22 protein-coding genes and 2 tRNA genes are annotated in these 25,509 nt (G+C 56.0%); 19 read left to right on the forward strand and 5 right to left on the reverse strand.

The window, feature by feature from the left end:
* Positions 1-163: 163 nt before the first annotated feature.
* Entirely contained in the window at positions 164-2,023 is a 1,860-nt protein-coding gene (locus tag ACXADJ_RS18550) for an alkaline phosphatase D family protein (RefSeq protein ID WP_475068945.1), read from the forward strand.
* A gap of 41 nt (positions 2,024-2,064) precedes the next feature.
* Here the strand turns inward: ACXADJ_RS18550 and ACXADJ_RS18555 are convergent, their stop codons facing one another.
* Positions 2,065-2,772 carry a 50S ribosomal protein L11 methyltransferase gene (locus ACXADJ_RS18555; protein WP_475068947.1) on the reverse strand — a complete coding sequence of 236 codons (708 nt, stop codon included), beginning with the start codon at positions 2,770-2,772 and terminating at the stop codon, positions 2,065-2,067.
* A gap of 5 nt (positions 2,773-2,777) precedes the next feature.
* Positions 2,778-3,518 (reverse strand): MBL fold metallo-hydrolase, encoded by a 741-nt coding sequence (locus ACXADJ_RS18560; protein ID WP_475068949.1) that lies wholly within the window; start codon positions 3,516-3,518, stop codon positions 2,778-2,780.
* Positions 3,519-3,579: 61 nt separating this feature from the next.
* Between ACXADJ_RS18560 and msrA the strand changes: the two genes are divergently transcribed.
* Together msrA and ACXADJ_RS18570 are read left to right on the forward strand one after the other, a co-directional pair.
* Positions 3,580-4,218, forward strand: a complete 639-nt coding sequence (gene msrA / locus ACXADJ_RS18565) for a peptide-methionine (S)-S-oxide reductase MsrA (protein ID WP_475068951.1) — start codon at positions 3,580-3,582, stop codon at positions 4,216-4,218.
* Positions 4,219-4,324: 106 nt separating this feature from the next.
* Entirely contained in the window at positions 4,325-5,068 is a 744-nt protein-coding gene (locus ACXADJ_RS18570; protein WP_028293052.1) for a ParA family protein, read from the forward strand.
* Between the two features lie 33 nt (positions 5,069-5,101).
* Here ACXADJ_RS18570 and ACXADJ_RS18575 read toward each other — a convergent pair whose 3' ends face one another.
* Positions 5,102-5,467 (reverse strand): hypothetical protein, encoded by a 366-nt coding sequence (locus ACXADJ_RS18575; RefSeq protein WP_051219034.1) that lies wholly within the window; start codon positions 5,465-5,467, stop codon positions 5,102-5,104.
* Positions 5,468-5,878: 411 nt separating this feature from the next.
* Between ACXADJ_RS18575 and ACXADJ_RS18580 the strand changes: the two genes are divergently transcribed.
* From ACXADJ_RS18580 to ACXADJ_RS18600, 5 genes are all read left to right on the forward strand, one after another.
* A complete protein-coding gene (locus ACXADJ_RS18580) occupies positions 5,879-6,694 on the forward strand; it encodes a TatD family hydrolase (RefSeq protein WP_475068954.1) in 816 nt (271 codons plus the stop codon).
* Between the two features lie 249 nt (positions 6,695-6,943).
* Positions 6,944-8,362 carry a DUF1329 domain-containing protein gene (locus ACXADJ_RS18585; RefSeq protein ID WP_475068955.1) on the forward strand — a complete coding sequence of 473 codons (1,419 nt, stop codon included), beginning with the start codon at positions 6,944-6,946 and terminating at the stop codon, positions 8,360-8,362.
* A 209-nt stretch (positions 8,363-8,571) separates the two neighbouring features.
* The gene (locus tag ACXADJ_RS18590; RefSeq protein ID WP_475068957.1) at positions 8,572-9,657 is read left to right on the forward strand and encodes a murein transglycosylase domain-containing protein; all 1,086 of its coding nucleotides are present in this window, start codon (positions 8,572-8,574) and stop codon (positions 9,655-9,657) included.
* The gene (locus tag ACXADJ_RS18595; protein ID WP_475068959.1) at positions 9,654-10,370 is read left to right on the forward strand and encodes a class I SAM-dependent methyltransferase; all 717 of its coding nucleotides are present in this window, start codon (positions 9,654-9,656) and stop codon (positions 10,368-10,370) included. Before ACXADJ_RS18590 ends, ACXADJ_RS18595 begins: the two co-directional genes overlap by 4 nt.
* A gap of 73 nt (positions 10,371-10,443) precedes the next feature.
* On the forward strand, positions 10,444-10,980 hold the full coding sequence (locus ACXADJ_RS18600) for a hypothetical protein (RefSeq protein ID WP_475068961.1): 537 nt from the start codon (positions 10,444-10,446) through the stop codon (positions 10,978-10,980).
* Between the two features lie 113 nt (positions 10,981-11,093).
* Here ACXADJ_RS18600 and ACXADJ_RS18605 read toward each other — a convergent pair whose 3' ends face one another.
* The gene (locus ACXADJ_RS18605) at positions 11,094-12,149 is read right to left on the reverse strand and encodes an AraC family transcriptional regulator (RefSeq protein WP_028293055.1); all 1,056 of its coding nucleotides are present in this window, start codon (positions 12,147-12,149) and stop codon (positions 11,094-11,096) included.
* 174 nt (positions 12,150-12,323) lie between these two features.
* On the opposite strand from ACXADJ_RS18605, the gene ACXADJ_RS18610 reads away from it, so the two are divergent.
* From ACXADJ_RS18610 to ACXADJ_RS18620, 3 genes are all read left to right on the forward strand, one after another.
* Positions 12,324-12,400, forward strand: a tRNA-Met gene (locus tag ACXADJ_RS18610).
* A gap of 63 nt (positions 12,401-12,463) precedes the next feature.
* Positions 12,464-12,540 (forward strand) — tRNA-Met (locus tag ACXADJ_RS18615).
* A 362-nt stretch (positions 12,541-12,902) separates the two neighbouring features.
* Positions 12,903-13,628 (forward strand): SDR family oxidoreductase, encoded by a 726-nt coding sequence (locus ACXADJ_RS18620; protein WP_028293056.1) that lies wholly within the window; start codon positions 12,903-12,905, stop codon positions 13,626-13,628.
* Between the two features lie 108 nt (positions 13,629-13,736).
* Here ACXADJ_RS18620 and folK read toward each other — a convergent pair whose 3' ends face one another.
* The gene (folK, locus tag ACXADJ_RS18625) at positions 13,737-14,126 is read right to left on the reverse strand and encodes a 2-amino-4-hydroxy-6-hydroxymethyldihydropteridine diphosphokinase (protein ID WP_475068964.1); all 390 of its coding nucleotides are present in this window, start codon (positions 14,124-14,126) and stop codon (positions 13,737-13,739) included.
* A 257-nt stretch (positions 14,127-14,383) separates the two neighbouring features.
* On the opposite strand from folK, the gene ACXADJ_RS18630 reads away from it, so the two are divergent.
* From ACXADJ_RS18630 to ACXADJ_RS18665, 8 genes are all read left to right on the forward strand, one after another.
* Positions 14,384-15,235, forward strand: a complete 852-nt coding sequence (locus tag ACXADJ_RS18630) for a DNA ligase (protein ID WP_475068966.1) — start codon at positions 14,384-14,386, stop codon at positions 15,233-15,235.
* An 84-nt stretch (positions 15,236-15,319) separates the two neighbouring features.
* Positions 15,320-17,074 (forward strand): single-stranded-DNA-specific exonuclease RecJ, encoded by a 1,755-nt coding sequence (gene recJ / locus ACXADJ_RS18635; protein ID WP_475068968.1) that lies wholly within the window; start codon positions 15,320-15,322, stop codon positions 17,072-17,074.
* A gap of 37 nt (positions 17,075-17,111) precedes the next feature.
* Positions 17,112-17,837, forward strand: coding sequence for a DUF4124 domain-containing protein (locus ACXADJ_RS18640; protein ID WP_475068970.1), 726 nt, complete (start codon positions 17,112-17,114; stop codon positions 17,835-17,837).
* 261 nt (positions 17,838-18,098) lie between these two features.
* On the forward strand, positions 18,099-19,247 hold the full coding sequence (locus ACXADJ_RS18645) for an efflux RND transporter periplasmic adaptor subunit (protein ID WP_475068972.1): 1,149 nt from the start codon (positions 18,099-18,101) through the stop codon (positions 19,245-19,247).
* Between the two features lie 14 nt (positions 19,248-19,261).
* Positions 19,262-22,372 (forward strand): efflux RND transporter permease subunit, encoded by a 3,111-nt coding sequence (locus ACXADJ_RS18650; RefSeq protein WP_475068974.1) that lies wholly within the window; start codon positions 19,262-19,264, stop codon positions 22,370-22,372.
* Between the two features lie 190 nt (positions 22,373-22,562).
* Positions 22,563-23,069, forward strand: a complete 507-nt coding sequence (locus tag ACXADJ_RS18655; RefSeq protein WP_475068976.1) for a TIGR03546 family protein — start codon at positions 22,563-22,565, stop codon at positions 23,067-23,069.
* A 6-nt stretch (positions 23,070-23,075) separates the two neighbouring features.
* Positions 23,076-24,878 (forward strand): TIGR03545 family protein, encoded by a 1,803-nt coding sequence (locus ACXADJ_RS18660; RefSeq protein WP_475068978.1) that lies wholly within the window; start codon positions 23,076-23,078, stop codon positions 24,876-24,878.
* On the forward strand, positions 24,878-25,465 hold the full coding sequence (locus ACXADJ_RS18665) for an AraC family transcriptional regulator (protein ID WP_475068980.1): 588 nt from the start codon (positions 24,878-24,880) through the stop codon (positions 25,463-25,465). The genes ACXADJ_RS18660 and ACXADJ_RS18665 overlap by 1 nt, the downstream gene beginning before the upstream one ends.
* The last annotated feature ends 44 nt before the right edge of the window (positions 25,466-25,509 follow it).

The raw sequence follows: 25,509 nt of genomic DNA on the forward strand, positions 1-25,509 counted from the left end.
TACGGGGATGGCAGGGCATTGCTGACTCTATGTCGCTGATTTTTGACTTGACCCGTCAGGCCTGCAAATCAGCTTCGTGATTCAGCGTCGCCCTGTCATCCAGAGCGGGCACCGAGTTATTCAGAGGGTCCCTTGTCTGTAATAAGATGAGAGAGACATCACTATGTCAGGTAAACCTGAATTCAGCCGTCGTCGTTTTCTGAAAGCTTCTGCCGGAACCGCCGGTGCCATTACTGTTCCTGCGGTACTCAGTGGTTGTTTTGGTGACGATGACAACGACAGCAACACCGACACCCTGGAGCCGGTTACCCGTTACGCTTCCTTTGTATTTGGTCACGGTATCGCCTCCGGTGACCCATTGGCCGATGCGGTGATTCTCTGGACCCGGGTAACCCCTTATGACGACGGCAGTGGCACAAGCCTTGATCAGGCGGAAGTGTTTTACGAAGTCGCGACCGACGCAGCCATGACCAATGTGGTGTCGGCGGGCTCTGTGATCACGGACTCAGAACGCGACTACACGGTGAAAATCGACGTCACCGGTTTGGCCGCGAACACCATCTACTATTACCGGTTCAACGGTAGCGATGGTGAAACCTCTGCGATTGGCACCACCAAAACCCTCCCTGAGGGGGCGGTCGATAGCGTGAAACTGGCGGTGTGTTCCTGCGCCAACTTTGCCGCTGGCCGGTTCAACGTGTATCAGGAAATTGCCAACAGCGCCGCCGATGCGGTGATTCATCTTGGTGATTACATTTACGAATACGGCTCCAATGAATACCCGACCGAAGACGCCGAAGGCCGTCAGCCAGAACCGGCGGCGGAAATTCTTACGCTGAGCCAATACCGTCATCGTTACGCGCAATATCGCACCGACGCCCAGTTGCAGGCTGCCCATGCCGCGAAGCCATTTATTTGTGTCTGGGATGACCATGAGCTGGCCAACGACACCTGGCTGAATGGTGCCGAAAACCACGATGACACCACCGAAGGCAGTTTTTCCGAGCGCCGAGCGGCGGCCTTGCAGGCCTATCACGAATGGCTGCCTATTCGTACCGGCGCGGATAACTCGATCATTTATCGCAACTTCGACTTTGGTGAGCTGGTGCGTTTGCACATGCTGGACACCCGTATCGTCGCTCGTAGCGAACAACTCAGCTACAACGATTACGTCACCGCAGAAGGCATTGATAGCGCGGCGTTTACCGCTGCGATGTCGGACACTTCGCGGACGCTTCTGGGCAGTGCCCAGTCGGCCTGGCTGAACAACAGTCTGGCATCTTCCGGTGCCCGTTGGGATGTCTTGGGTCAGCAGGTGCTGATGGGCCGCATGTACATTCCACAGGAATTACTGCTGTTATTAGGTCAGCTGCAAGCCACCAGCGACAGCGCCACTGCCGCGGCATTGCAGCAACAGCTGCTGACTTCCCTGAGTGAGCTGGCAACCATCAAGGGCACCATGGCTGCGGGCTACGAAGCGACGTTAACGGCGGAACAGATTGCCCGGGTAAATACGGTTGCGCCTTATAATCTGGATGCCTGGGATGGCTACGAAGTTGCCCGGACCGCGCTGTTCAGTCTGATCAAAGCCGCTGCTGCCAGCCGGGGTGATGTCAATCTGGTATCGCTGGCGGGGGATACCCACAACGCCTGGTCGAGCTACCTGTATCCGGTCAACTTGCTGACAGGGGAAACCGATACCAGCCCATTGGGGGTTGAGTTTGCGACGCCGTCGGTGACGTCGCCGGGGCTGGAGGTTTACGCCGGTTTTGGCGCTGATACCACCGGTGCGCTGCAAGCCAGCTTTGAGCAAGTGATTTCACTGCTGGTGGATCACCTTGAATACCTCAATGCCGGTAATCGCGGTTATATGCTGGTGACCTTTACTCAGCAAAGCGCCAGCTGTGAATGGAACTTCGTCGATACCATTGCCAGCACCGACTACGGAGTCTTGTCGGCGCAAGCCAAAACCTTGCAGGTGATGGCGGGCAGCGTGACGTTGAACGAGCCAGATCACCGATAACGCATCTTATTAAAGTGCTGTAAAAAGTAGCTTAAAAGACACTAACCGACTCGGCGGCGATAAAGCTGTACCCGCTGATAAAAGTCGGTTTGTTGAATGTCCGGTTCGGTGGGGAAGTCGGCGCTGGCTAACAGTGAATAGTCGGCATGCTGAATGTCCCCGGCACGGGACTCCGCCAGCCAAATGTCCCTGGCCTGACGTTGAAAGGCGTCCAGCAAGGCTTGATTACTGTCGTCGTACAACAGGTCGGCGGCGGTGATCAAATCCACCTCGCCTGCTTGTTGAAAGTCTTGCAGTAACTCCAGCTCGACGCCGTTCAAGGCCGCATTGGCAGCGCAAGCATGCAGAGCGATGGGGTCGAGATCGCAGGCAATCACTCGTCGGGCGCCCGCCAGTGCGGCGGCGATGGCGACAATGCCGGAACCCGCGCCAATATCCATCACCGACTTGCCAGCGACACGGGTCGGGTTATCCAGCAGATAGCGCGCTAGTGCCAGACCGCCGGGCCAGCACACGCTCCAATAAGCTGGATCGCTGGCAATCGCCAGTTGTTCGGCCGCGCTGAAACGGCGGCTCAGGCAGTCGGGGGCGGCCAGCCACAGACGGATTTCAGGGCAGGCACGGGAGTGTGTGGCGGTCACATGGGCTCCGGCAAACAGCTGCGCAAAGTGGTGCTGTAAGATAGCCAAATGCTCGCCGGGGTTGTTGTCCTGCTGTGTGTCTGATGTGTGCTCAGCCTGACTGGTCATTGCCTTCAGCCCGGAATATCGAAACGCTGTTGCGGTGAGGCTACCTGATAGCCAGCGTCACGCAGAGCGTCGCCAGCTTGCTGATTGGCGTAGTGATACAGCACCAGTCGCTGGCGCAAGGCGGCTGGGTATTCCCGTTGCAGGTCGTCGAGGCCGGTGTGGGAAGGGTTGGCCATCAGGCCGCAGTCATGAAACACAACCTCGTTGCCGGTCAGGCAATGGTTCAGTATCTCCGGGATTGGTCGGGTGTCGCCACTGTAGAAGAAGCGGCCGGGCAAATGCAGGCTCCAGGCCGAACCGGGTGCGTGATGACGGGCAGCATAGAGCGAGAAATTCAAACCGGCCCAATGAAAGCTGTCGGTCACCGGAATCAACTGGAAGGACTGCCAGAAGTTGTGGTCACCCTCTGCCATGCTGCCGGGGTAGGTCGCCAATCGCTGGTGCAGGGTCGCAATGATTTCCAGCGGCACAAAGATCGGAATAGGAGCCTGATTTTGCAGTCTGGCGCGCACCGTCAGAATTTCCAGATCGGCAATGTGATCCATGTGAGCGTGGGTCATGAAGATGGCGTGAGGCAGTTTGTCATGGGCCTGTTGATAACTGGCCAGCGTTCCCGGACCGCAGTCGATCAGCAGCGCTGCGTCGCCGTCGATCTCCAGCGTCGCCGCCGCACTGCCAAGGGCCAGATGGCCACCGCTGCCAGTGCCATGAAAGTACAGGGATAGTCGGGAGGCGTTTAATGTCATAACCTGCTCATAATGAATCCGTGATCGCTCACTATACCCGACCCGGCAGGAGAACCCGACCATGTGGCGTCCCAAGTTAATGGCCATCCCATCCGCTGAAGAAGCTTTGCCTGGCCGCAGCGAACCGCTGCAAACGTCGACGCACCACTTTGTATCGGGACATCGTATTGCCGGAGCTTGCCCCAGTGGCATGCGCGAACTGACTGTGGGCATGGGCTGTTTCTGGGGCGCCGAACGGGCGTTCTGGAATCTGGATGGCGTGTATTCCACCTCGGTTGGCTATGGCGCTGGCCATACCCCCAACCCGACATACGATGAAGTGTGTACCGGCATGACCGGTCACAATGAGCTGGTTCGGATCTGGTATGACCCGCGTCAGGTATCGCTGGAAGCTCTGTTGGGTGTTTTCTGGGAACGTCATGATCCGACCCAGGGCATGCGTCAGGGTAATGATATTGGCACCCAGTATCGCAGTGGCATCTACCTGTCGGACGAGCAGGAACTGGACGCGGTGATGGCCAGCAAAGCCGCCTACCAGCGGGCACTGACCGCGGCCGGACAGCTTGACATTACCACCGAAATTCTTACCGGCATCACCTATTACATGGCCGAGTCTTACCATCAGCAATATTTGGCCAAGAACCCCAACGGTTATTGCGGCCTGGGTGGTTGTGGCATCCGTTTCCCGGCTCAGGATTAACCAGCGGGGCTGGGATCGCGCTATAAAACAGGTGATTTATTGACCGGATTGACAGTAAGACGCTTGTAAAATTTCGATGGTAGACTGATCGATTAAACAGAAAAGGATGACCAGATTGAGAGCGTTAGCGGTATTCCAGTTGAAAGGTGGGGTTGGTAAAACCACCACTGCCGTCAACCTTGCAGCCATGGCCGCCAGAAGCTCTGTTCGTACCCTGGTTTGGGATCTTGACCCTCAAGGTGCAGCCACCTGGTTGCTGGGTGTGGAGTCGGATCGTAAACAGGACAAGGTCTGGAGCGAAGGAAAGCCAATAGGACGATTTATTCATAAAACGCCCTACGACAAACTCGACGTTTTGGCAGCGGATATCTCCCTGCGCAAGTTTCATCAAAGCGTCGCCGACAAGAAAACCGCGCGGGACTCTGCCGCCAGTGCCATTGATCGGCTGGGCGAGGATTACGAGCTGGTGATTTTTGATTGCCCGCCCATTCTTAGCCCCCAGATAGAAGGCATTTTGCAGGCTTGTGATCGCATACTGGTGCCTATTGAACCATCGGTATTGTCGATTCGTGCCTATGAGCAAAGCAAGGAGCATCTGGACTGGGTGAAGAAAAAGCAGTGGTTGCCATTTGTTACCCAGATCGATCGCCGCAAAGCGGCCCATGTGCAATGGGCCAAAGAACAAGCGCCAAAACTGGACGAGCTGTTGCCAATTTATATTGGCCACTCAGCCAGTGCCGAGCGCATGCTGGAGATGCAGGCTCCGATTGTGGAATGTTTGCCGCACGTACCGTTTGCGAAAAACTACAGCGCGCTTTGGGAGGCGGTAAAAGACCACTTGAAGCTATGATCTGAAACACGTGCCGGGTTATTCACAGGGTCCTTAAGTACCCGGCACGGTTTGGCGGGAATTCGGATAGGCAACGTAGGAAGCCCAGGCGATGGCGGTGGCGTAAGCCAGATTGGTGGTCAGCTCGGTGTCCGGGTCGACCAGAAACTGGCGCTGCGATGCCAGTCCACGAATCAGGCTGGCACGGTCCGGGTCGTAGGCCAGATGCTGATCCCACACCACCCGGTGCATGGCGCTGTCGATGGGGTACAACGGGCACACGTTGTCGTCGGTGTGCTGCTGTTGTCGCATTTGTGCGAGGGCCATCAGAAAGTTTTCGACGCCAACGGATTCTGAATCCAGATACTTCAAGGTTGGGCGAATGATGGTGTCTCTCAGCTCTTGAGGTGTGAGTTTCATCACATACCTCCTGTAATCATCGTGTTGATAGGAATAGCACACTGGCAACAAATGACTAGTTTTTTCTTTGACAACCCTGAGCCATTCCTAATCCTGATACTAGTCGATTCTTACCTTGCCATGGATGTTCCCTGCGTGCTCCTGCTCCCTTGGTCTTAGCTTGCAATGGCTTTGCCAAATCCGCATTTTGTCTGTTTTGGCAAACCGCAGTGGCCAATTACAGATAATTAAAGCTCTTTTATGAGCTTTTATTGGTTGGTGACAGTATTCGGTTCGAATATGACCAAATAAGCCACCAATAAATTGACGCCTGAAATCCGTTATCGGCGACAAGCCTTGCCGCTGGCGGTCAGAATAGAGCGCGTTGATGGCCATTTTTTATAACCCAATGCACTGTAAGCGAGTTGCGAAATGAAGAAAAAATCCAAGGCAGTGCTGGAATCCGCTGGCTGGATCGATTCGCACTGCCATTTTGACTTCCCGGATTTTGACCCTGACCGCGATCAGGAGTGGCAGCTGGCCCAGCAACAGGGCATTTGCGGCTTAATCATTCCCGGCATCGGCCGACAGCAAGGGCAGGCGGTGGCCACCCTGTGTCAGCAGAGGCCCTGGCTGTATGCATTGGGATTGCACCCCTATTTTCTGGCGCAGCACCAGCAAACCGATCTCGACTGGCTGGATGCGGCGCTCCATCAAGCCCACTGTTGCGATGACGGGCTGGTGGCGGTGGGGGAGTTTGGGCTGGATTTTCGCAAACACACCAGCGATGCCGAACGGCATGCCCAGTTATCTCTGTTCGATGCACAACTGCAGCTGGCCAAGCAGCACCGTTTGCCGGTGATTATGCACGGCGTGGGAGCCCATGATCAGATTGCCGCGGCGATTCGACGTACAGGCTTTGCGCACGGTGGTGTGGTTCACGCCTTTAATGGCAGCGAACAGCAAGCCCGGCGCTATCTGGAATTGGGGTTCAAACTGGGACTGGGCGGTTTGTATCTGTCCGACCGAGCCCTCAAGTTGCAGCGCACGGTGGATGCGTTGCCGGTCGATAGTTGGCTACTGGAAACTGACGCACCCGACATGACGCCACTGGTGTGGCCGCAACGGCGTAATTCCCCCAGGCTGATTCCTCTACTGGCCGAACGTCTGGCGCAGGCAAAAGGTATCTCTACCGTCGAGCTGCAATCCCTACAACGGGATTCGCTGATTTCGTTATTGATACTTTGATGCAAAAAGGTTGTTTTTTATGGCGGTTTTTGGGTGGTTTTGGCCGCTTTTATGTACTGATCACTCGAAAGTATGAGTTGGCTCCATCGGTTCGATCAGCCTCGGGATTGAGTTGTTATCTTTGTGTAACATCAAATTGATTGGGGTTGAGGCTCTGTTTAATCTCGTTGTTCTGATAACAACAATAACAAGCACGGCAGCCACTCTCTTGCGAGGGATGCGAGACCGGGCACCAGAGTAGGCTGAACCATGAGAACACTCCCAAACCATCGTCATGGCCGAATATCGCGGCCTGCTTCCCGTGCCACGTTGGCCTCATTCGCGACTGCGCCGGTATTCGCAACGGCGGCCCTGTGGCTGTCGCTGGTGGCCCCATCGCAGGCGCAAATCGCTGACATTGACCGCTTACAGCAAGACCTGACTCCGGTTGGCGCTGAACGAGCCGGTAACGGCAGTGATATCCCGGCCTGGAATGGCGGTCTGGCCGAAGACAGTGGCCCTTGGCCAACGCCGTATCATCCCGATCCGTTTGCCAACGAAACGCCGGTGTTGCTGATTAATTCAGGCAACATGGCCGATCACCTTGAACGTTTGACGGCGGGGCAGCAAAAAATGCTGCAGCGATTCCCGGACTACCAGATGCAGGTGTATCCGTCGCACCGAACGGCGTCTTACCCCAAGTACGTCTACGACGCCATTGCCACCAATGTGCAGCGGGCTACGCTGCTGGAATATGGCTCGGGGGTATCCGGGGCGACCATGAGTTCGCCGTTTCCGATTCCGGAGAATGGCCTTGAAGTGTTGTGGAACCACACCCTACGCTTTCGCGGCCACACCGTCTCTTACGAAGCGGCCAGCTCGCTGATTACCGAAAACGGTGGCCGCATGGATACCGTGCGGGAATACAACTACTTCTTTAAATACAGTCAGCCTGGCCTCGAGCCGCAAGACCTGGACAACAAGGTGTTCTTGCTGACGCGGGAGACCATTTCGCCGTCCCATCAGGCGGGCTCATTGACCTTGGTGCATGAAACGCTGGATCAGGTGCGTTCGCCGCGTAAGTCATGGATTTACACCGCCGGTTCCCGCCGCTTGCGCCGAACGCCGGATTTGGCCTACGACACCCCGGACCCAAACACCCAGTCGCTGCGCACCATTGATCAGGTCGATATGTTCAACGGCGCGCCGGACTATTACGACTGGACCCTGATCGGTAAGCAGGAAGTCTACATTCCTTACAACGCTTATCGGGTGCATCAGGGCGACCTGACACTGGACCAGATTCTGGGTGAGCATCACGTTAACTCGTCGTTGTTGCGCTACGAGCCACACCGGGTGTGGGTAATCGAAGCCAACCTGCGGGTGGGCTTCAACCACAAGTACACCAAGCGCCGCTACTATCTGGATGAAGACTCCTGGTCGATTGTGTATGCCGAAGAATACGACCGTCATGGCGAGCTGGTGCAGGTAACCGAAGGCCATCTGATTAACTATTACGATCAGCAAATGGTGTTCACGACTCTTGAAGTAACCTACGACTTCCCGTCGCGCCGTTATTATGTTGAAGGCATGGATAACGAACGCGGTGAGACCTTCCGCTTCTTTGATACCGGACTGGGTGAAAAAGACTTCTCGACCAGTGCGGTGCGTCGTAAAGCGCGTCGTTGATCTGTCGTTTGGTCAGAAGCAGGCAACAGATCGAACAGATCGCCAGAAAAAAGCTGCGCTGGCCAGACCACTGACAAGCCTGCAACAGGCCGCTACACTGCGGCCTGTTGTGTTAATGGCGAATGATGGCTGTGCGGTTACTGTCTTTACTGAAAAATCGATACCGGGTCAGCCAGTCTGAGGCGAGCGCCAGTCTGTGGCGATGCGCCATGGTTTGTGCTGCGTTTTGCGCAGCGATTTGTATTAGCGCCCTGTGGATAAGCACGGCCGCAGCCAACAACGACGGCCCCGAGCTGCCGGAAAATTTCGCCGAACTGTCGAGCGATGTGCAATCGGTCATTCTGGAATTCATGTTCTTTCCGGAACAAGCCAACCGCATGTGGGGCGACGACCTCGCGGTTTCCAGCGTTTACTCGCTGGTGAAATATCTCGACGATTACCACACCCAGGTACAAATCAATTTCGACCGCGGCAACATCCGGGTAGAAACCCGCGCTAGCCAGACTCCACTGCAAACCCTAAAGCACGCCATCGAAGCCACCTTGCTGACCCCGGCCGACCCCAATGCGGTCGACCTGTTTACGGCGGCGGATTTTGGCCTGACGGGTAAACCCTTTCTGGCAGGCAAAGTGACTGACCACGAGGGCAAGGCGATTGAATACCCTTGGCGAGCCAAACGCTACGCCGAATATCTGGTGCGTCATCAACTGCATCGTTCCGGCAACCGTTACTGGGTCGACTTCAACATGGTGCAGCAATTCAAGCGCATCAGCGCGCGCCAATACAGCGACCTGATCAACCGGGCGGCCAACAAGTACCGGGTTGAACCAACCTTGATTCTGGCGGTGATCGAAACCGAAAGCAGCTTTAACCCCTTTGCGGTGTCTCCGGTGGGAGCATTCGGCTTGATGCAGGTGATGCGTAATACGGCGGGCCGCGATGTGTATGAAAAAGTGTACCAACGCGCTGGTAAACCGAGCCGCGATGAACTGTTCCGTCCGGCCAATAACATCGACATTGGCACCGCTTACCTGTCGATTCTGAGGGATCGCTATTTACGCGATGTTCGTGACCCGCTGACGCGCCTCTACTGTGTGATTGCTTCCTACAATGGTGGCGCTGGCAACCTGTTCAAAACGTTCGACAGTAATCGCAAGCGGGCCCTGCAGCGCATTAATACCTTGTCAGCCGAGCAGGTGTACCGCCGCATTGTGTCGTCACATCCGAGTCAGGAATCCCGCAACTATCTGAAAAAGGTGCACGCCGCCAAGCAGCGTTACGAGGCGGGGTTATGAACCTGCAGCGCTTGCAAGGTCATTTGAGCCAGAACCCAGGCTGGCATCATGCCCAGCTGGAAATCACCTTGTTGCAGCCTGAACAGCTGCGGTTGGCGCTGTTGCAAGTAAACGAGCAGCAATGCTTTACCGCTGACAAGATTGCCGATATCTGGCAACGGCTGCCGTTCTGGGCATTTGCCTGGGCTGGTGGTCGCGCCATGAGCCAATGGCTGGCGGCCAATCCACAACCGGTGCAGGGCAAGCAGGTGCTGGATTTTGGCTGCGGCTCTGGCATGGCTGCGGTGCAGGCATTAAAGGGAGGGGCTGAACGCGTCTGGGTGATGGACATCGATCCTCATGCGCTGGAGGCGGCGCAATACAATGCGCAATTGAACGGCGTCACGGTTGATGTGTGGCAACAGGACGGCTTTCCTCCGGCGGATGTGTTTCTGGCGGGGGATATTCTTTACGACCCCGGTTGTCGCCCGCTGCTGCGGCAGCTGTTGGACGCCATTTCCGTGGGTTATCTGGCAGAGCCCACTGAAGCCTTGCGGCTTTATGCGGGAGCGTCGGCAGGTAACAGTAGCCAGAATGCGACGTTTAACAATGACGTTGCCGCAGTAATCCGGCATATTGCCTCTTTTGACAGTTCGACCCTACCGGTTATCGGCGATTTTGACGAGCACGTCGGGATCGACATTGTCGGCGTCGAACCGGGCGCTGCAGAGTGAATCAAAGGCGTTGATATTGAACAGACATCCTGGTCTGCCTGCTCAGCCCAGCTTAACCTTATGGAGACAGAATATGCGCGCTATCCTGGCAATGGCAGCCTTGCTGACCACTACCTCGGCCATGGCATTGACCCAACAAGAACTGGACAACTGGATTGAGGTAATGCCTCACGTAAACCAGTGGATGGACGAGCACAATGATGCCATGCCACAAGAGCAGCCGTCGCCGCAAGCCAGTATGGAAGAGGTGTTTGCCCAGGGTATTCAGAACCTCAAGGACGCCAACCTGTACGATGATTTTGGCGGCGTTGTAGCGCAGTCCGGTTTTTCATCTGTGGAAGCCTGGAGCGAGGCGACTGCTGATATCTCATTGGCCATGATGGCCATTCAGGTGCGCGGTGAAGGTGGCATTCGTACCCAGCTGGAAAAGCAACTGGCGCAGCTGCAACAAATGCGTGAAACCAGCTCCATGTCGGACGAACGTATCGACGCCATGGAATCCATGCTGCAAGCCAGCCTGAAAATGATTCAGCAAGCCGATGAGGTGGATGACGCCACCATCGAACTGGTGAAAAGCCGTCAGAACACACTGGAAAAACTGATGCAGTAATCTGATGCATCTGTGCGACAACCAAAAACGGCGCGCTGTGATACACAGTGCGCCGTTTTTATTTGAGCCTGAAGAAACGCAAGCTCACATAAAGCCAGATTCAGCAGCGAGGCTCAGTAGTAACTCATATTGGCTTCCAGCGCATGGCTGGTGACCGCAGAACCCTGATTACGCCACTGGCGACGGAAGGCGGCGGGCGTCTGGCCGGTCCACTGCTTGAAGGCACGTTCAAAGCCGCGACGATCTGAAAAGCCCAGCTCATTGGCCAGCTGCTGAACGTCCTTGCTGGTACGCTTCAGCGCCGCGGCGGCACGCACCAAACGGCAATGTTTGCTCAGTTCAGAAAACTGACTGCCTTCTTCCTGCAAACGGCGGGTCAGTGTACGAGCGCTGGTGCCCAGCAAATCGGCCACGGCCTCTTTGGTCATTGGCAAACAGGTTGGCCAGTAGTACAGAATATGACGCAGCTTACGGCTGAATGGACGCTCAGTGTCTTCCGTTTTCCACGGCACTTCGGCACCTTCCAGCATGCTTTCGAGGAACGGCGCAGCCTTCTTCATCGACTTGTCGAGATGCTCGCTTGAGAAACTGATCCAGTTACACGCCTCGCCAAACCGAACCGGTACACCAAAGTAACGATCCAGCTGATCCCGGTAGGCCGGAGCACTCTGCTGAAAACCGATACCGGTAATCTTGTAAAAACTGTCGCCCAGGCGGGAACCCACATCATGAATGCCGGCGGCCACCAGTTCGGCTCGCGTCTGACGATTCTGCAAGCTGCCATCGCTGACGTAAAACACCACCTTCACCGACTGTTGGCCGATAAACACATCCGGTGGATTACTTTCACTGATCAGCGGGTAGTAGCGGCGCAACTGCGACAAGGCATCCCGACCTGTGCGGCATTCGCTGAGCAAATACGCCAGCAAACGAAAACGACGCCAGTCAAGATGGCTACCCAGTTGCACGCCAATGGCCGGCAACTTGAGTGCGCTAGCCGCTTGCTCAAGAATTCGATCAAAAACAGGAACCGGAAATTGCAGTTGGTTATTGCCCCAGTCGCTGGCCAATTCAGGCAGCTCGTCCGGGTTAAGACCGCGATCGCGCATCAGCGAAAACAAAGGATGCAAGGCGGCCGACGTCAGAGTCGGAGTAAGATAAGTGCTCATAGGCATTGTCATGTTGTTATTTTTGTTGGAGTAAACCTAACATCCTGGTCAAACACAGACCACCCCCAAAGACGAGTTTTTGAGAGCTGGCACCTGTCAGAACCTTTAATTTCAAATTAATGACAATCAAGTGTTGACGTTGTCACGAAAAGCCGTATTATACGCAGCCTCTGACGCGGGATGGAGCAGCCTGGTAGCTCGTCGGGCTCATAACCCGAAGGTCGTCGGTTCGAATCCGGCTCCCGCAACCACTTCAGTTTCCTCTTTAAAAGATGAAACTTCGAACGTAAAAATAAGGTCAGAGATTACGATGTCGCGGGATGGAGCAGTCTGGTAGCTCGTCGGGCTCATAACCCGAAGGTCGTAGGTTCGAATCCTGCTCCCGCAACCATTTATAAGCACATCGTACGTAGTGAATCAAAGAAACCAGCCATCGAGCTGGTTTTTTTGTGCCTGGGATTCAGGAAGCTCTAGAACCTTATGGCCTTGCCAATGGCGTAGATTCGTAGGGTGTATTAGCCGCAGGCGTAATACATCAAGTGACATTCTGACCGCTCACCGGAGCTGTTGAAAGGCTCATGCCATTCAGCGCCAGTCACATAGGCTACATTGCTTCCTTTGCCTCACATACTCCCACTGATTGTTTCTTAAAAGTCACCAGTCACCAGCGTTATACGCACTATAAACCGCATCGGCTTTTTATTTGAAAACGCTCTGGTACCCTGTCGCGGTTCACTTTGGAGAGGTCCGTTCATGTCGCGCAGAATTCTGATTACCGGTGGTGCTCGTCGTCTTGGTAAAACCCTGACGGAACATTATCTGGAGCAAGGTTGTGAGGTGGTTGCTCACTACAACACTCGCAATGAGTTGGCGCCGCATCCGTCTTTGAAGGTCATTCAGGGCAACCTGGGCGATAACGCCGATACCTTGCGTTTGTGTCAGGAGCTGGCGAAAGAACAGCCGTTCGATGTGGTTATCCACAATGCTTCCTGTTTTGCCCCTGACGCTTCCGCCGGTTTTACGCCAGCGGAGCAGGCGGCGCACATTAATAAGCATTTGAATGTGCATGTGACGGCACCCATGCTGATTACCCAGGCGTTGGCGAACAGCTGGAACGAAGATGCCTCGATGGTGGTTATTTCAGATATTTATGTGGATATCCCCAACCATCGCTTTGCAGCCTACTGTGCCAGTAAGGCGGCGTTGCATAACTGGGCTCTGAGCATGGCTCAGCGTCTGGCGGGTAAGGTGCGAGTGAATATCCTGCAGCCAGGCCCGATTCAGTTCTTGCCGGATCATACCGAGGAGTACCGCAATCAGGTGTTGTCGCAGTCGTTGATTCGTCGCGAGCTGGGTTATGGCGCGATCGTGAAAGCGTGTGATTACCTGATTGATAACGACGCGGTGACGGGTTCTACCATGCGGGTGGACGGCGGCCGTTTTGTGGCCAACCGCTACGATCAGACCTTTGCTGATTGATCTTCAAGGCCTGACAAATCAGACCTTTAACTACTTATGCCCATTCATCCTGAGTGGGCGTTTGCTGGTTTTTGCTAGTATAGAAACGTGTTCGCCATTTGAAATTTTTCAACAGGCCGTTAGCCAGGCTCGTTGCACGCTGGCGTAGTAACTTTCTTGCAGTTCTTCTTTTAAACACTGTCGCTCGTCGATGCCACTGGCCAGAATATCGATGTCGATGGGCCGGTCGCGGTACTGGCGCGATGGCGTTTTCGGCTCCCTTCCCATGTGTTCTTCCAACGCCAGCAGTTGCTGTTTGAGCTCACGATCGTCCAGTTCGGTACGGATGATCACCAACTGGTTTTTAAACGGGTAATTAAAGGTGTCTCCCACCGGCGTGGTGTCGACCATTGGGGATACGTCCAGCACATCGAACATATGCTGTAGCAGGCGCGCGGCCTTTGGCAGGTTGTTGTCCGGTTCCAGATTGCTCCCCAGACCCAGCAGATAAGTTGGCATACAGGCTCCGGTCAGAAAACCAAAATCTTATACAAGCATGAAAAACTTATACGCGAAGGTCAAGGATGTCCACTTTTTAAGCGTGTAGGTGAATCGTTACGCCGCCATCCATGCCCAATTGGAATGAATGTGTGATTTGTCGCAGCAAAAGGTGAATTTATCTCTTTAAACAGCGCCTATTCCGGTTACAGTGTAGGGAACGAACAGGAGTGGTTCGTATTTCTTGTATTGGATAAATCAATGCGCGGAGAAGGCTAATGGATCTGGCGTTCGTAATTGCACTCTTTTTGTTACTGGGCTCTCTGTCGATGCCTATTTGGGCTGTCGGCACCACAGAACCTCCCATCATGCTGGCGAAAAGCTGGCAAACCTCTCTTGATCCAACGGGCTTTCTGGTCAGTGAAAAGCTGGACGGTGTTCGCGCCTATTGGGATGGCAAGCATTTGTATAGCCGTGGCGGGCTGGTCATTAATGCCCCGGCATGGTTTACCGGCCAATTGCCGGACACTCCTCTGGATGGTGAGTTATGGGCCGGCTATGGCTCATTTGCTCGCATCAGTGGTCTGGTTCGCAAGATCGATCTTCCCAGTGACGAGGACTGGCAAGGGGTGAAATTTATGGTGTTCGACCTGCCTCACAGCCCGGCCATGTTTGAAGACCGTTACTGGGTGCTGAAAACCCTGGTCGCCGAGCTGCGTTCCGACGTGGTGGAGGTGGTGCGCCAGCGCGGTGTTGATGGCAATGCTGCGCTCGATGCGATGCTGGCGGGTGTGGTTGGCCGCGGTGGTGAAGGGTTGATCCTGAAGCAACGCCGGTCGGTGTATCAGGCGTCTCGTAGCAGCGACATGCTGAAGTACAAGATGGCGGACGATGCCGAGGCCGTGGTGATTGGTCATTTGCCGGGTAAGGGCAAATACCAGGGTATGGTCGGAGCATTGCGGGTGGCGCTGGCGGATGGCCGGGAGATCAGTTTGGGGTCTGGCCTCAGTGATGCCTTGCGTCGCGATCCACCGGCCAAGGGCACCTTGGTGACTTATTCCTATAATGGCTACACCTCTACCGGACTACCGCGTTTTGCCCGGTTTTTACGCGTCCGTGATGTCGAATAATGTATGTGTATCTTGTTGGCAGCCGACGGGCCTGAATCTGAATGGCGGTAACGGTACACTAGCGGTTCTCACAGGAGGCCGACTTTGACTATTTCCGCCAGCCCAGCCAGTCCCAATATCGTACAACGCCCGTTACCCGCCGAATGGCAGCTCAGTGGTATTCCTGCCACCTTGCAGCGTATTTACGCAGCCCGTGGTGTGACCCGTGACGACGAATTGCAACTGACGCTGAAATCGCTGTTGCCGTATCACGCCATGAAAGGGTTGGATGCCGCGCTGGCGTTGCTGGTGGATGCGATGCAGCAACAGCAGCGGGTGTTGGTGGTGGGGGATTTTGACGCCGATGGCGCAACCAGTACCGCTGTGGCCATTCGTGCCCTGCGCATGATGGGGCTGCAACAGATCGATTATCTGGTGCCCAACCGCTTCGATTTTGGCTATGGCCTCACGCCGGAGCTGGTGGAAGTTGCGGTGCAGCAGCGGCCTGACCTGATTCTGACGGTCGATAACGGCATTGCTGCCAACGCCGGGGTTGCTGCCGCGCAGGCCTATGGCATCAAGGTACTGGTGACGGATCATCACTTGCCGGGCGACGAGTTGCCTGACGCCGAAGCCATTGTTAACCCCAATCAGCCGGGCTGTGCGTTCGAGAGCAAGGCTGCCTGTGGCTGTGCGGTGGTGTTCTATCTGATGCTGGCATTAAAAACCCGGCTGGCGAGCATTGGCTTTTTTGCCGAACAACAAATAAGCGAGCCAAACCTACTCGACTTGTTGGATCTGGTGGCGCTGGCCACCGTTGCCGACGTGGTGCCGCTGGATTACAACAACCGGATTCTGGTTGAACAGGGCTTGCGCCGCATTCGTGCCGGTCGTTGTCAGCCGGGCATTCGGGCGCTGCTGGAAGTGGCAGGCCGTGATCCGCTACGAGTAGTCTCTACCGATTTCGGTTTTGTGGTCGGTCCACGTCTGAACGCGGCGGGACGACTCGACGATATGTCGATGGGCATTGAATGTTTGTTAACCGACAACCCGTCCATTGCCGTACAAATTGCCACCGAACTGGATGGTATGAACCGCGACCGACGCCAGATTGAAGCCGGTATGGCTCAGGACGCCGAACGCACTCTGAAGTCGCTGACCAGTGCTCTCGACCAAACCACCGCTTACCCGGCAGGGGTGTGCTTGTATCAGGCCGACTGGCATCAAGGGGTGATTGGTATTCTGGCGTCCCGGGTGAAAGAGAAAATCTACCGGCCGGTGATCGCTTTTGCACGGGCCGATAGCGGTGAATTAAAGGGCTCTGCCCGTTCCATTCCCGGTTTGCACATGCGCGATGCGCTGGATCTGGTGTTCAAGCGTCAGCCGGGGCTGATCAAAAAGTTCGGTGGCCATGCCATGGCGGCGGGGCTAACGCTGGTTGAAGGTGGTTTTGACACCTTCCGACAGGCCTTTGCGGAAGTGTGCGAAGAGTTGCTGGAACCGGGCAGCCTGCAAGAACAAATCGAAGTGGACGGCGAGTTGGCGAGCGAGGATTACACCCTCGAATTGGCTGAAACGCTGCGCTGGGCCAGCCCGTGGGGGCAAGGCTTTCCGGAGCCTTGCTTCAGCGGGGAATTCGAGTTGGTGCAGCAACGCATTGTCGGCGAAAAACACCTGAAGCTGGTGGTGCAACCGAAAGGTACCGGGCTATTGCTGGATGCAATTTGTTTTAACGTCGACCCGACGTTGTGGCCGTCGCCAAAAACCGCTGCGCAATTGGTGTTCCAGTTGGATGTCAACGAGTTTCGGGGCAATCGCTCGGTGCAATTGCTGGTAAGGAAGATTTTCATAATGGGTTGATGTCGTCGGTCCACCGACTCACTGGACGGAGGAAACCATGGACGGTGCTCTGGCTTTTATAAACGATCACGGCTCGGCTGACGGCGCTGCTTTTTATGAGCAGCAAGGCTACAAGCCGCAAGGTTATGAACCGCAAAGCGCACGGAAGCTCTCGCATAACCGGTTGCAGAGCAAGGTACACAAAACAGTCGGCTTGCTGCGCCGTGGGCGACGCTTCTGTTATCCGGTGTTGTTATGGTTGTTGGCACCGGTGGTGTTTGGCGAGATTTACCAGTGGCGGGATGCCGACGGGAATCTTCATTTTTCGGATCGCCCGCCAGCGGCGCTGGCGGGTTCTTCTTCTACTCCTGCTCCTACTTCTTCTGCTTCTGCTTCTGCTTCCACTAATTCTACAGCCTCGAACTCTGACCCTTCTGAAAACCAGGATCAAACTGCCAATAACAGGGCGAAAGAGGCCAGTGTGCAAACGGTGCAATTGACGCCAATGTCCTTCTACGAAGTGCCTTCGGCTCACAAGCAGCCGTTACCGCTTCGCTACACCACTGACGAAGCCATCGAACAACGGCGTCAGGCCAATCGACAAAAAGCCACCGCACGGATAGCCGCCAAGGCCCAGCGAGACAAACAGCAGCAACGTTGTCAGGCTCTGCGTAGCCGCTATCGCAAGGCCAGTCAGTCGTTGGCGGGCAGCATCGATTCAGCACTGCGGGCCAGGGATCGAAAGAACCAGCTTCGTCAGCAAATCGACGCAACATGCAAGTGAACTGATCGATCCACTGCTGGAACGGGCAAGGTGGTATTTTCTCAGTTATGCCAACAATTCATTCCGCTGGTGCGACCTAGTTTTCACTGCATGGCTGCACCAGAATTGCTCCCCAATAAAAGAACTATGAATGAATCTGCGTACGGTTTCGGCGGTGCGTGGGTTCATGGCACATCAACCGCCTGGCTGTTGTTGGTGCCCCTGAATTTAAATGATCAGCTGCGTTCAGCAGCGATTTAACGTCTTGTGAAAGAGGAAGGTATGGCGAATAAGCTCGCAGGTTCGGGTTACCTCAAACTCCCGCTTTTGGCTGCTCTGGTTGTGGCGCTGAGCGCCTGTCAGGAAGAGCAGGCACAACAGGCTGCTGCTGCCCCGCAGATGCCGCCTGCTGCTGTGGATGTGGTGGAAGTCACGCCGCAGTCCTATCAGGTTACCGAAACCCTGTCGGGCCGTGTGTCGGCTTACCGGGTGGCTGAGATTCGTCCGCAGGTCAGCGGCATCATTCTCAAGCGTTATTTCGAGGAAGGCACCCGGGTAAAAGCGGGCGACAAGCTGTACCAGATTGATCCAACCCTGTATCAGGCGAATCTGGAAAGCGCCAAAGCCAATCTGGCGGTGGCTGAAGCCAACGCCTACAGCGCGCGCTTGAAAGCGGATCGTTACGCCGAACTGTCAAAGAAGTCGGCCATCAGCCGTCAGGATGTGGATGACTCCTCGGCCTTGGCTCGCCAGGCCGAAGCACAGATCAAAGCGGCCCGTGCGGCGGTTCAGACCGCTCAGGTGAACCTCGGTTACACCGAAATCACTGCGCCAATTTCCGGCGTGATCTCCCGCTCCAATATTACCGAAGGTGCGCTGGTATCGGCCCAACAGGCTACGCCACTGACCGTGATCCGTCAGGTATCACCGGTGTATGTCGACGTGCAGGCTCCGGCCATCAAGGTCATGGGCATGAAGAAAGACGATGTTTCGCCTGACGTAACGCTGGAGCTGCAAGACGGCAGCAAATTTGACGAAACCGGCACCATTCAGTTTGCCGATGTGGGGGTCGACGAGGGCACTGGCACTGTGAACGTCCGTAGCCTGTTTGCTAACCAGGACGGTCTGCTGCTGCCGGGCATGTTTGTACGTGCTCGTATTGCCAGCGACCAGATCGATGACGCCATTCTTATCCCACAAAAAGCCGTGATTCGTAACCCGGATGGCAGCACCACGGTATTGGTAGTGGATGACACCGACACCGTGCAACTGCGTCCGGTGGTCGTGACCCGTGCGGTGGATAACCAGTGGGTGGTGACGTCTGGCCTCAGTGAAGGTCAGCGGGTGATTGTTGCAGGCCTGCAAAAGGTTCAGCCAGGTGCCAAGGCAGCGCCTAATACGGTTGCTGCCCACAGCGAAGCCCAGCACTAAGGAGTCGCGTTTCAATGGCCAAGTTTTTTATTGATCGACCCATTTTTGCGTGGGTAATCGCCATCATGATCATGGTGGCGGGCGGTCTGAGTCTGCTGAGCCTGCCGGTGCAGCAGTATCCGACCATTGCGCCGCCCAGCGTGCAAATTCAGGCGACTTACCCGGGTGCGTCGGCGCAAACACTGCAAGACAGTGTGACCCAGGTCATCGAGCAGAATATGACGGGTCTGGATGGCATGTTGTACATGTCGTCGAACAGCTCCAGTTCTGGTCGCGCCAGCATTACAGTGACCTTTGCTGCGGGAACCGACCCGGACATTGCCCAGGTGCAGGTTCAGAACAAACTGGCGCAGGCGGAAGCCTTGCTGCCGGAAGAGGTGCAGCGTCAGGGTATCTCTGTCAGCAAGGGCCGTGATGGCTTCCTGATGGTGATTGGTCTGGTTTCCGGCGACGGTTCACTGTCCAAGGGCGACCTGGCCGACTTCGGTATCAGCCAGCTGAAAGAGCCGCTGTCGCGGGTTCCGGGTGTGGGTAACATCACGGTGTTTGGTGCCCAGTACGCCATGCGCATCTGGTTGCAGCCTGAAAAACTGGCAGCCTATAACCTGACGCCGCTGGAAGTCAGTCAGGCGGTATCCGAGCAGAACACCCAGTTCCCGGCCGGTGAGTTGGGCGGTCTGCCAGCGATTTCTGGCCAGCAGATGAACGCGACGATTATGGCGCAAACGCGTATGTCGAACGTTGATGAGTTCGAGAACATTCTGCTGACGGTAAACTCGGACGGCTCCCAGGTGCGTCTGAAGGACGTTGCCCGTATTGAGCTGGGCGCTGAAAGCTACGCCATCGACAGTAAGTACAACGGCAAACCGGCTACTGGTCTGGGCATTCAGCTGGCATCCGGTGCCAACGCGCTGGATACCTCGGAAGCGGTACGCAAGCGTCTGGATGAACTGAAAAGCTTCTTCCCGTCGGGCGTTGAGATTGTTTACCCGTACGACACCACGCCGTTTGTTGAAATCTCCATTGCTGAGGTAGAGCACACCCTGATCGAAGCCATTGTGTTGGTGTTCCTGGTGATGTTCCTGTTCCTTGGCAAGTTCCGTGCGACCCTGATTCCGACCCTGGCCGTACCTGTGGTACTGCTGGGTACCTTCGGCATCATGGCCTCGTTTGGTTACTCCATTAACACCCTGACCATGTTCGGCCTGGTGCTGGCCATTGGTCTGCTGGTGGATGACGCCATCGTGGTGGTGGAAAACGTTGAACGGGTAATGGAAGAAGAAGGCTTGCCGCCGAAAGAAGCGACCAAGCGTTCGATGGAACAAATCACCAGCGCCCTGATTGGTATTGCGCTGGTGCTGTCGGCGGTATTTGTACCGATGGCCTTTATGTCTGGCTCGACCGGTGCCATTTACCGTCAGTTCTCGTTGACCATTGTGTCGGCGATGGCGTTGTCGGTGCTGGTGGCACTGACTCTGACACCAGCGTTGTGCGCCACCTTACTGCGTCCGCACAAGGAAGATCATGGTGACAAGGGCCTGTTTGGTCTGTTCAACCGTCTGTTTGGTAAGGCCACTGACAAGTATCAGGGCGGCGTTAGTCGTACCCTGCGTGCGCCCATCCGTATGATGCTGGTGTACGCCGGTTTGCTGGCGGTTCTGGCGGTGGTGTATGTGCGTCTGCCAGCGTCGTTCCTGCCGGAAGAAGATCAGGGCGTGTTCCTGAACCTGGTGATGCTGCCAGCGGGATCAACCATGGAGCAGAACCACGAGGTGATGGACCAGGTAACCGATTACTTCCTCAGTGATCCGGCGGTTGAATCCGTGTTCACCGTGTCCGGCTTCAGTTTTGCCGGTCAGGGCCAGAACCAGGCGATGGCGTTTGTGAAGCTGAAACACTGGGACGAACGGGGTCCGCAAGACGCGGTTGGTGCTGTGATTGGTCGGGCCTGGGGTGCACTCAGCCAGATCAAGGAAGCGGTGATCTACCCGATCAACCTGCCACCGATTGTGTCGCTGGGCACCGCCACCGGTTTCGACATGATGCTGCAGGACCGTGCCAACATCGGCCACGACAAGCTGATTCAGGCGCGTAACATGATGTTGGGCATGGCGGCACAAGACCCTCGTCTGGTGCGGGTGCGTCCAAATGGCATGGAAGACGTACCGCTGTTCCGTCTCGACATCGACTACGAAAAAGTGAAGTCATTGGGTCTGGATATCGCCACCGTAAACAGCACCATCAGCACCGCCTGGGGTTCTGCCTACGTCAACGACTTCATCGACCGTGGTCGGGTGAAGAAGGTGTACATTCAGGCAGACTCTCCAGCGCGGATGCTGCCGGAAGACTTCAACAAATGGTACGTGCGCAACAATCAGGGCGAAATGGTGCCGTTCAGCTCCTTTGCCACCACCCACTGGGATTACGGCTCGCCACGTCTGGAGCGTTACAACGGCGTTCCATCGGTGAACATTCAGGGTGAGGCTGCACCGGGTTTGAGTACCGGTGATGCCATGGCCGCGATGGAAGAAATTGTTGCCAAGCTGCCGCCGGGTGTGGGCATTGAATGGACCGGCATGTCCTATCAGGAACGTATGGCGGGCTCGCAAGCGCCGCTGCTGTATGCGCTGTCGTTGCTGGTGGTCTTCCTCTGTCTGGCCGCCCTGTACGAGAGCTGGTCGGTACCGTTTGCGGTGATTCTGGTGGTTCCGCTGGGGATTCTGGGGGCACTGCTGGCGACTTACGGTCGTGGTCTGGCCAACGACGTGTACTTCCAGGTGGGCTTGTTGACGACGATTGGTTTGTCGGCCAAGAACGCCATCCTGATCGTCGAATTTGCCAAAGCCGAGTACGAAGCTGGCAAGAGTCTGGTGGATGCTGCGGTGGAAGCTGCGCGACTGCGTCTGCGTCCGATCATCATGACCTCCATGGCCTTTATGCTGGGCGTACTGCCTCTGGCACTGAGCTCCGGTGCGGGTGCTGGCAGCCGTCATGCCATTGGTACGGGGGTGATCGGCGGTATGCTGAGTGCGACCTTCCTGGCCATTTTCTTCGTGCCAGTGTTTTATCTGCTGGTGATGAAGCTGGCGCACCTGATCTCGGGTGATAAACGTCAGACTAACTGACCCATTCAGGCTGAACTCATTCGAATTCAGCCGCTCCCATGAATGAGTGCCGATACGCCGGGCAGTGGATTTATCCACCGCCCGGTTTTATATTGGCGTCCATTCAGCTCTTGTTTGCAGCCGCTGCTCAGCGGCCTGTGCAAACGTCCGATGCGCCCAACGAAACAGCCATAGTTCAAGGACTCAACCTATGCTCAGCTCGCTGGCCAAGTTACTCAACGCCCTTAATTCCGAAGTCGCCCCCTGGCAAATTGCGCTGGCCCTGTGCTTTGCCTTGCCGGTTGCCCTGACGCCGTTCTGGGGCTTGCACAACCTGCTGATCTTGCTGGTGGTGTTGCTGGTGCGCTGCAACATCAGCGCGTTTCTGTTTGGTCTGGCGGTGTTTTCGCTGTTGGCGATGCTGATTGATCCGGTGTCGGTGCGACTGGGGGAATCGCTGCTGAGCAACCCGGGGTTGCAGGATTTCTGGACGGGGCTGTACCAGAACGATTTCTGGCGTCTGATGGGCTTTAACCACACCCTGACACTGGGTGGATTTGTGATTGCAGCGATGGCGTTTGCGCCCTTGTTTGTGTTGTTGCGGGTGCTGATTCTGCAATACCGCGTCAGGGTCATGGCGTGGGTAAACAAGCTGAAAATTGTGCAGGCCCTGAAAGCCAGCAAGTTTTACAACATCTATCAGTCGCTGGCGGGGTAAGGGATTATGTTCAAGTGGATTCGCTGGTCTGGACTGATTGGCTTTGTGGTCGTGGTGGGGCTACTGGCCGCCTTTCTGATATTTGCCGCTGGGCCGCTGGCACGAATGGCCATTGAAAGCGTCGGCAGCTCTGTTGCCGGGGCCAAAGTGGAAGTCGACGATGTCGATTTCACCCTGTCACCAATTGGCTTTGAACTCGGTCGATTGACTGTCGCCAACTCCGACAAGCCGATGGAAAACCTGCTCGAATTTGAATCGGCAGCGGCCACGGTGGATCTGGCACCGTTGTTGATGGGCAAGGGCATCATTCGTGACCTCAGCATCAATGGCCTGCAATTCAGCACCGCCCGCATTGAATCCGGTGCCTTGGCGTCAGACAGCGACAACGATCAGCAAGATACTGCAGGCGAAGCTACTGAAGAGAACTCATTGACCGACCAACTGAGCGGTAACCTGCCATCAGCAGAAGAGATTCTGGCCCGTGAAAACCTCTATACCCAGGCCGCTGGCGAAGCCTTCAAGGAAACCTTCGACCGTCGTCAGCAGCAACTGGATGACGCGCTGGCCGCCGTGCCGGATCAGCAGCGTCTGGATGAGTACCAGCAGCAGGTGAAGGCGATTACGTCTGGCAAAATCACCTCGCTGGAAGATTTTAATAAGCGCAAACAGCAGTTGCAGGCTCTGCGCGACCAGTTCAAGGCCGACAAGAAAGCCGTCAATACCGCCAAGGATTTGATTGGCGAAACCCGCGTGGAAGTCACCGGTCGTTTGCAGGATCTCAAGGATGCACCGGCCAAGGACATTGCCAGCATCAAGGACAAATACCAGCTCAACGCCACGGGGGCGGCGAATCTGTCCGGCCTGCTGTTTGGCGACGAAGCCGGTGAATGGGCAACCCAGGCGCTGTTCTGGTACGAAAAGATCAAACCTTATCTGGCTTCTGGCAGCAATGAGGCGGAAGAAGAGGAGTACCTGCGCCCTGATGGTCGTTATGTGCATTTCCCGACCGACGACCCATGGCCTGAATTCCTGATTCGCCATACCGCCATGAGCGCCTCAACCAGTGCCGGTGATCTGGCCATTACCGGTACCGACCTGACCCATCAACAACGGGTGTTGGGCCGTCCGGCACGCATTGATATTGATGGTCAGGGCCTGCGTACCGTCGATGCCCTGAACGCCAACATCACCCTTGACCACACTCGCTCACCAAGCCGCGATACCATGACTCTGGATGCCACCGGCTGGCAGCTCGACAGCGTTAATCTGGGATTGGGAGATACCCAGCTGGAGCGCGCCAGTGCCGATATGCAAGGCATGGCACAAGTGGTGACCAACAGTGACGGTGACCAGCTGACAGCACGACTGGAAGGCCAGTTTGGCAACACCGAATTCAGCAGCACAGGCAACACCACCTTTGCCAAAGAGCTGACGGCGGCGCTGCAAACCATCAACAGCTTCGACATTGATGCCCGCGCCAACGGCGCACTGCAAACCCCATCGATTGAATTTGGCTCCAACCTCGACAGCCAGCTCAGCAGCGCCTTCAACCAGCGCCTGAAAGCCCAGCAAGACAAGCTGGAAGCGCGTCTGCAAGGCAAGCTGGACGACAAGATCAATGAGTTTGCAGGCCCTTACGCCGATCAGCTCAAGGCGCTGAACAACGACGACCAGAAGCTGACCGACAAGCTGGCGCAGCTGGAAGACATGGGCCGTGCCGAACTGGACAACTACGTTGACCAGCAAAAGCAGCAAGCCAAGGACAAAGCCGCCGAAAAAGCCAAAGACAAACTCAAGAGCCTGTTTTAATGACTGAGCGCGACCACACCGACACACACGCCTCCAACGGCACCCCACAAGTGACACAGTCCATCGACTGGCTCGACAGCGACCGCTTGTGGGCACCGGACATTGTGGACATCGTCGAACTGCCGTCCTTCACCATGGTTGTGAAGGACCATCGCGGCCCAATCGAACTGCTGCCTGCGACGATCCAGGAGTTTGTTGCCCAGCGTCAGGCCTGGCACCTGCACCCGAGCATCAGCCGTACCTTTAATCTGAATTATCGCCGCACACCGGACGCCGAAGGCAACTGGCACATTGGCGTTGCCATGGAAGTGCCGAACGAACTGAAAGCGGAAATCACCGCGGTGAAAATGCCCGAAGGCTTTCGCTTACACCTGTTCGGCTTCGGCGAATACGCCCGTATCCGCGTGCAGGGCGGAGAAGCCGGTTTGATGTTTGCGGCCAAGTGGCTGATTGAACAATGGCTGCCGCACTCCCGTTACGACATGGCCGAAGGCATCACGCTGTTTGAACGGGTGCAATTCCCGCCGTTCGTCGACCCCACAGAGGCGCTGGTGGACATTCTGGTGCCGGTTGAATTGGCGATCTGAGTGTGAGCACCGGGTTTTTGTAGGAGCGGATTTATCCGCGAAAC

The sequence above is a fragment of the Oceanobacter sp. ABM4_470 genome (assembly GCF_056158645.1).

Bases quoted from the DNA above. Each gene is read 5' to 3' on its own strand.
- ACXADJ_RS18550 (WP_475068945.1), top strand. From the start codon at position 164: ATGTCAGGTAAACCTGAATTCAGCCGTCGTCGTTTTCTGAAAGCTTCT.
- ACXADJ_RS18555 (WP_475068947.1), bottom strand. From the start codon at position 2,772: ATGACCAGTCAGGCTGAGCACACATCAGACACACAGCAGGACAACAAC.
- ACXADJ_RS18560 (WP_475068949.1), bottom strand. From the start codon at position 3,518: ATGACATTAAACGCCTCCCGACTATCCCTGTACTTTCATGGCACTGGC.
- msrA (WP_475068951.1), top strand. From the start codon at position 3,580: ATGTGGCGTCCCAAGTTAATGGCCATCCCATCCGCTGAAGAAGCTTTG.
- ACXADJ_RS18570 (WP_028293052.1), top strand. From the start codon at position 4,325: ATGACCAGATTGAGAGCGTTAGCGGTATTCCAGTTGAAAGGTGGGGTT.
- ACXADJ_RS18575 (WP_051219034.1), bottom strand. From the start codon at position 5,467: ATGAAACTCACACCTCAAGAGCTGAGAGACACCATCATTCGCCCAACC.
- ACXADJ_RS18580 (WP_475068954.1), top strand. From the start codon at position 5,879: ATGAAGAAAAAATCCAAGGCAGTGCTGGAATCCGCTGGCTGGATCGAT.
- ACXADJ_RS18585 (WP_475068955.1), top strand. From the start codon at position 6,944: ATGAGAACACTCCCAAACCATCGTCATGGCCGAATATCGCGGCCTGCT.
- ACXADJ_RS18590 (WP_475068957.1), top strand. From the start codon at position 8,572: ATGGTTTGTGCTGCGTTTTGCGCAGCGATTTGTATTAGCGCCCTGTGG.
- ACXADJ_RS18595 (WP_475068959.1), top strand. From the start codon at position 9,654: ATGAACCTGCAGCGCTTGCAAGGTCATTTGAGCCAGAACCCAGGCTGG.
- ACXADJ_RS18600 (WP_475068961.1), top strand. From the start codon at position 10,444: ATGCGCGCTATCCTGGCAATGGCAGCCTTGCTGACCACTACCTCGGCC.
- ACXADJ_RS18605 (WP_028293055.1), bottom strand. From the start codon at position 12,149: ATGAGCACTTATCTTACTCCGACTCTGACGTCGGCCGCCTTGCATCCT.
- ACXADJ_RS18620 (WP_028293056.1), top strand. From the start codon at position 12,903: ATGTCGCGCAGAATTCTGATTACCGGTGGTGCTCGTCGTCTTGGTAAA.
- folK (WP_475068964.1), bottom strand. From the start codon at position 14,126: ATGCCAACTTATCTGCTGGGTCTGGGGAGCAATCTGGAACCGGACAAC.
- ACXADJ_RS18630 (WP_475068966.1), top strand. From the start codon at position 14,384: ATGGATCTGGCGTTCGTAATTGCACTCTTTTTGTTACTGGGCTCTCTG.
- ACXADJ_RS18640 (WP_475068970.1), top strand. From the start codon at position 17,112: ATGGACGGTGCTCTGGCTTTTATAAACGATCACGGCTCGGCTGACGGC.
- ACXADJ_RS18645 (WP_475068972.1), top strand. From the start codon at position 18,099: ATGGCGAATAAGCTCGCAGGTTCGGGTTACCTCAAACTCCCGCTTTTG.
- ACXADJ_RS18650 (WP_475068974.1), top strand. From the start codon at position 19,262: ATGGCCAAGTTTTTTATTGATCGACCCATTTTTGCGTGGGTAATCGCC.
- ACXADJ_RS18655 (WP_475068976.1), top strand. From the start codon at position 22,563: ATGCTCAGCTCGCTGGCCAAGTTACTCAACGCCCTTAATTCCGAAGTC.
- ACXADJ_RS18660 (WP_475068978.1), top strand. From the start codon at position 23,076: ATGTTCAAGTGGATTCGCTGGTCTGGACTGATTGGCTTTGTGGTCGTG.
- ACXADJ_RS18665 (WP_475068980.1), top strand. From the start codon at position 24,878: ATGACTGAGCGCGACCACACCGACACACACGCCTCCAACGGCACCCCA.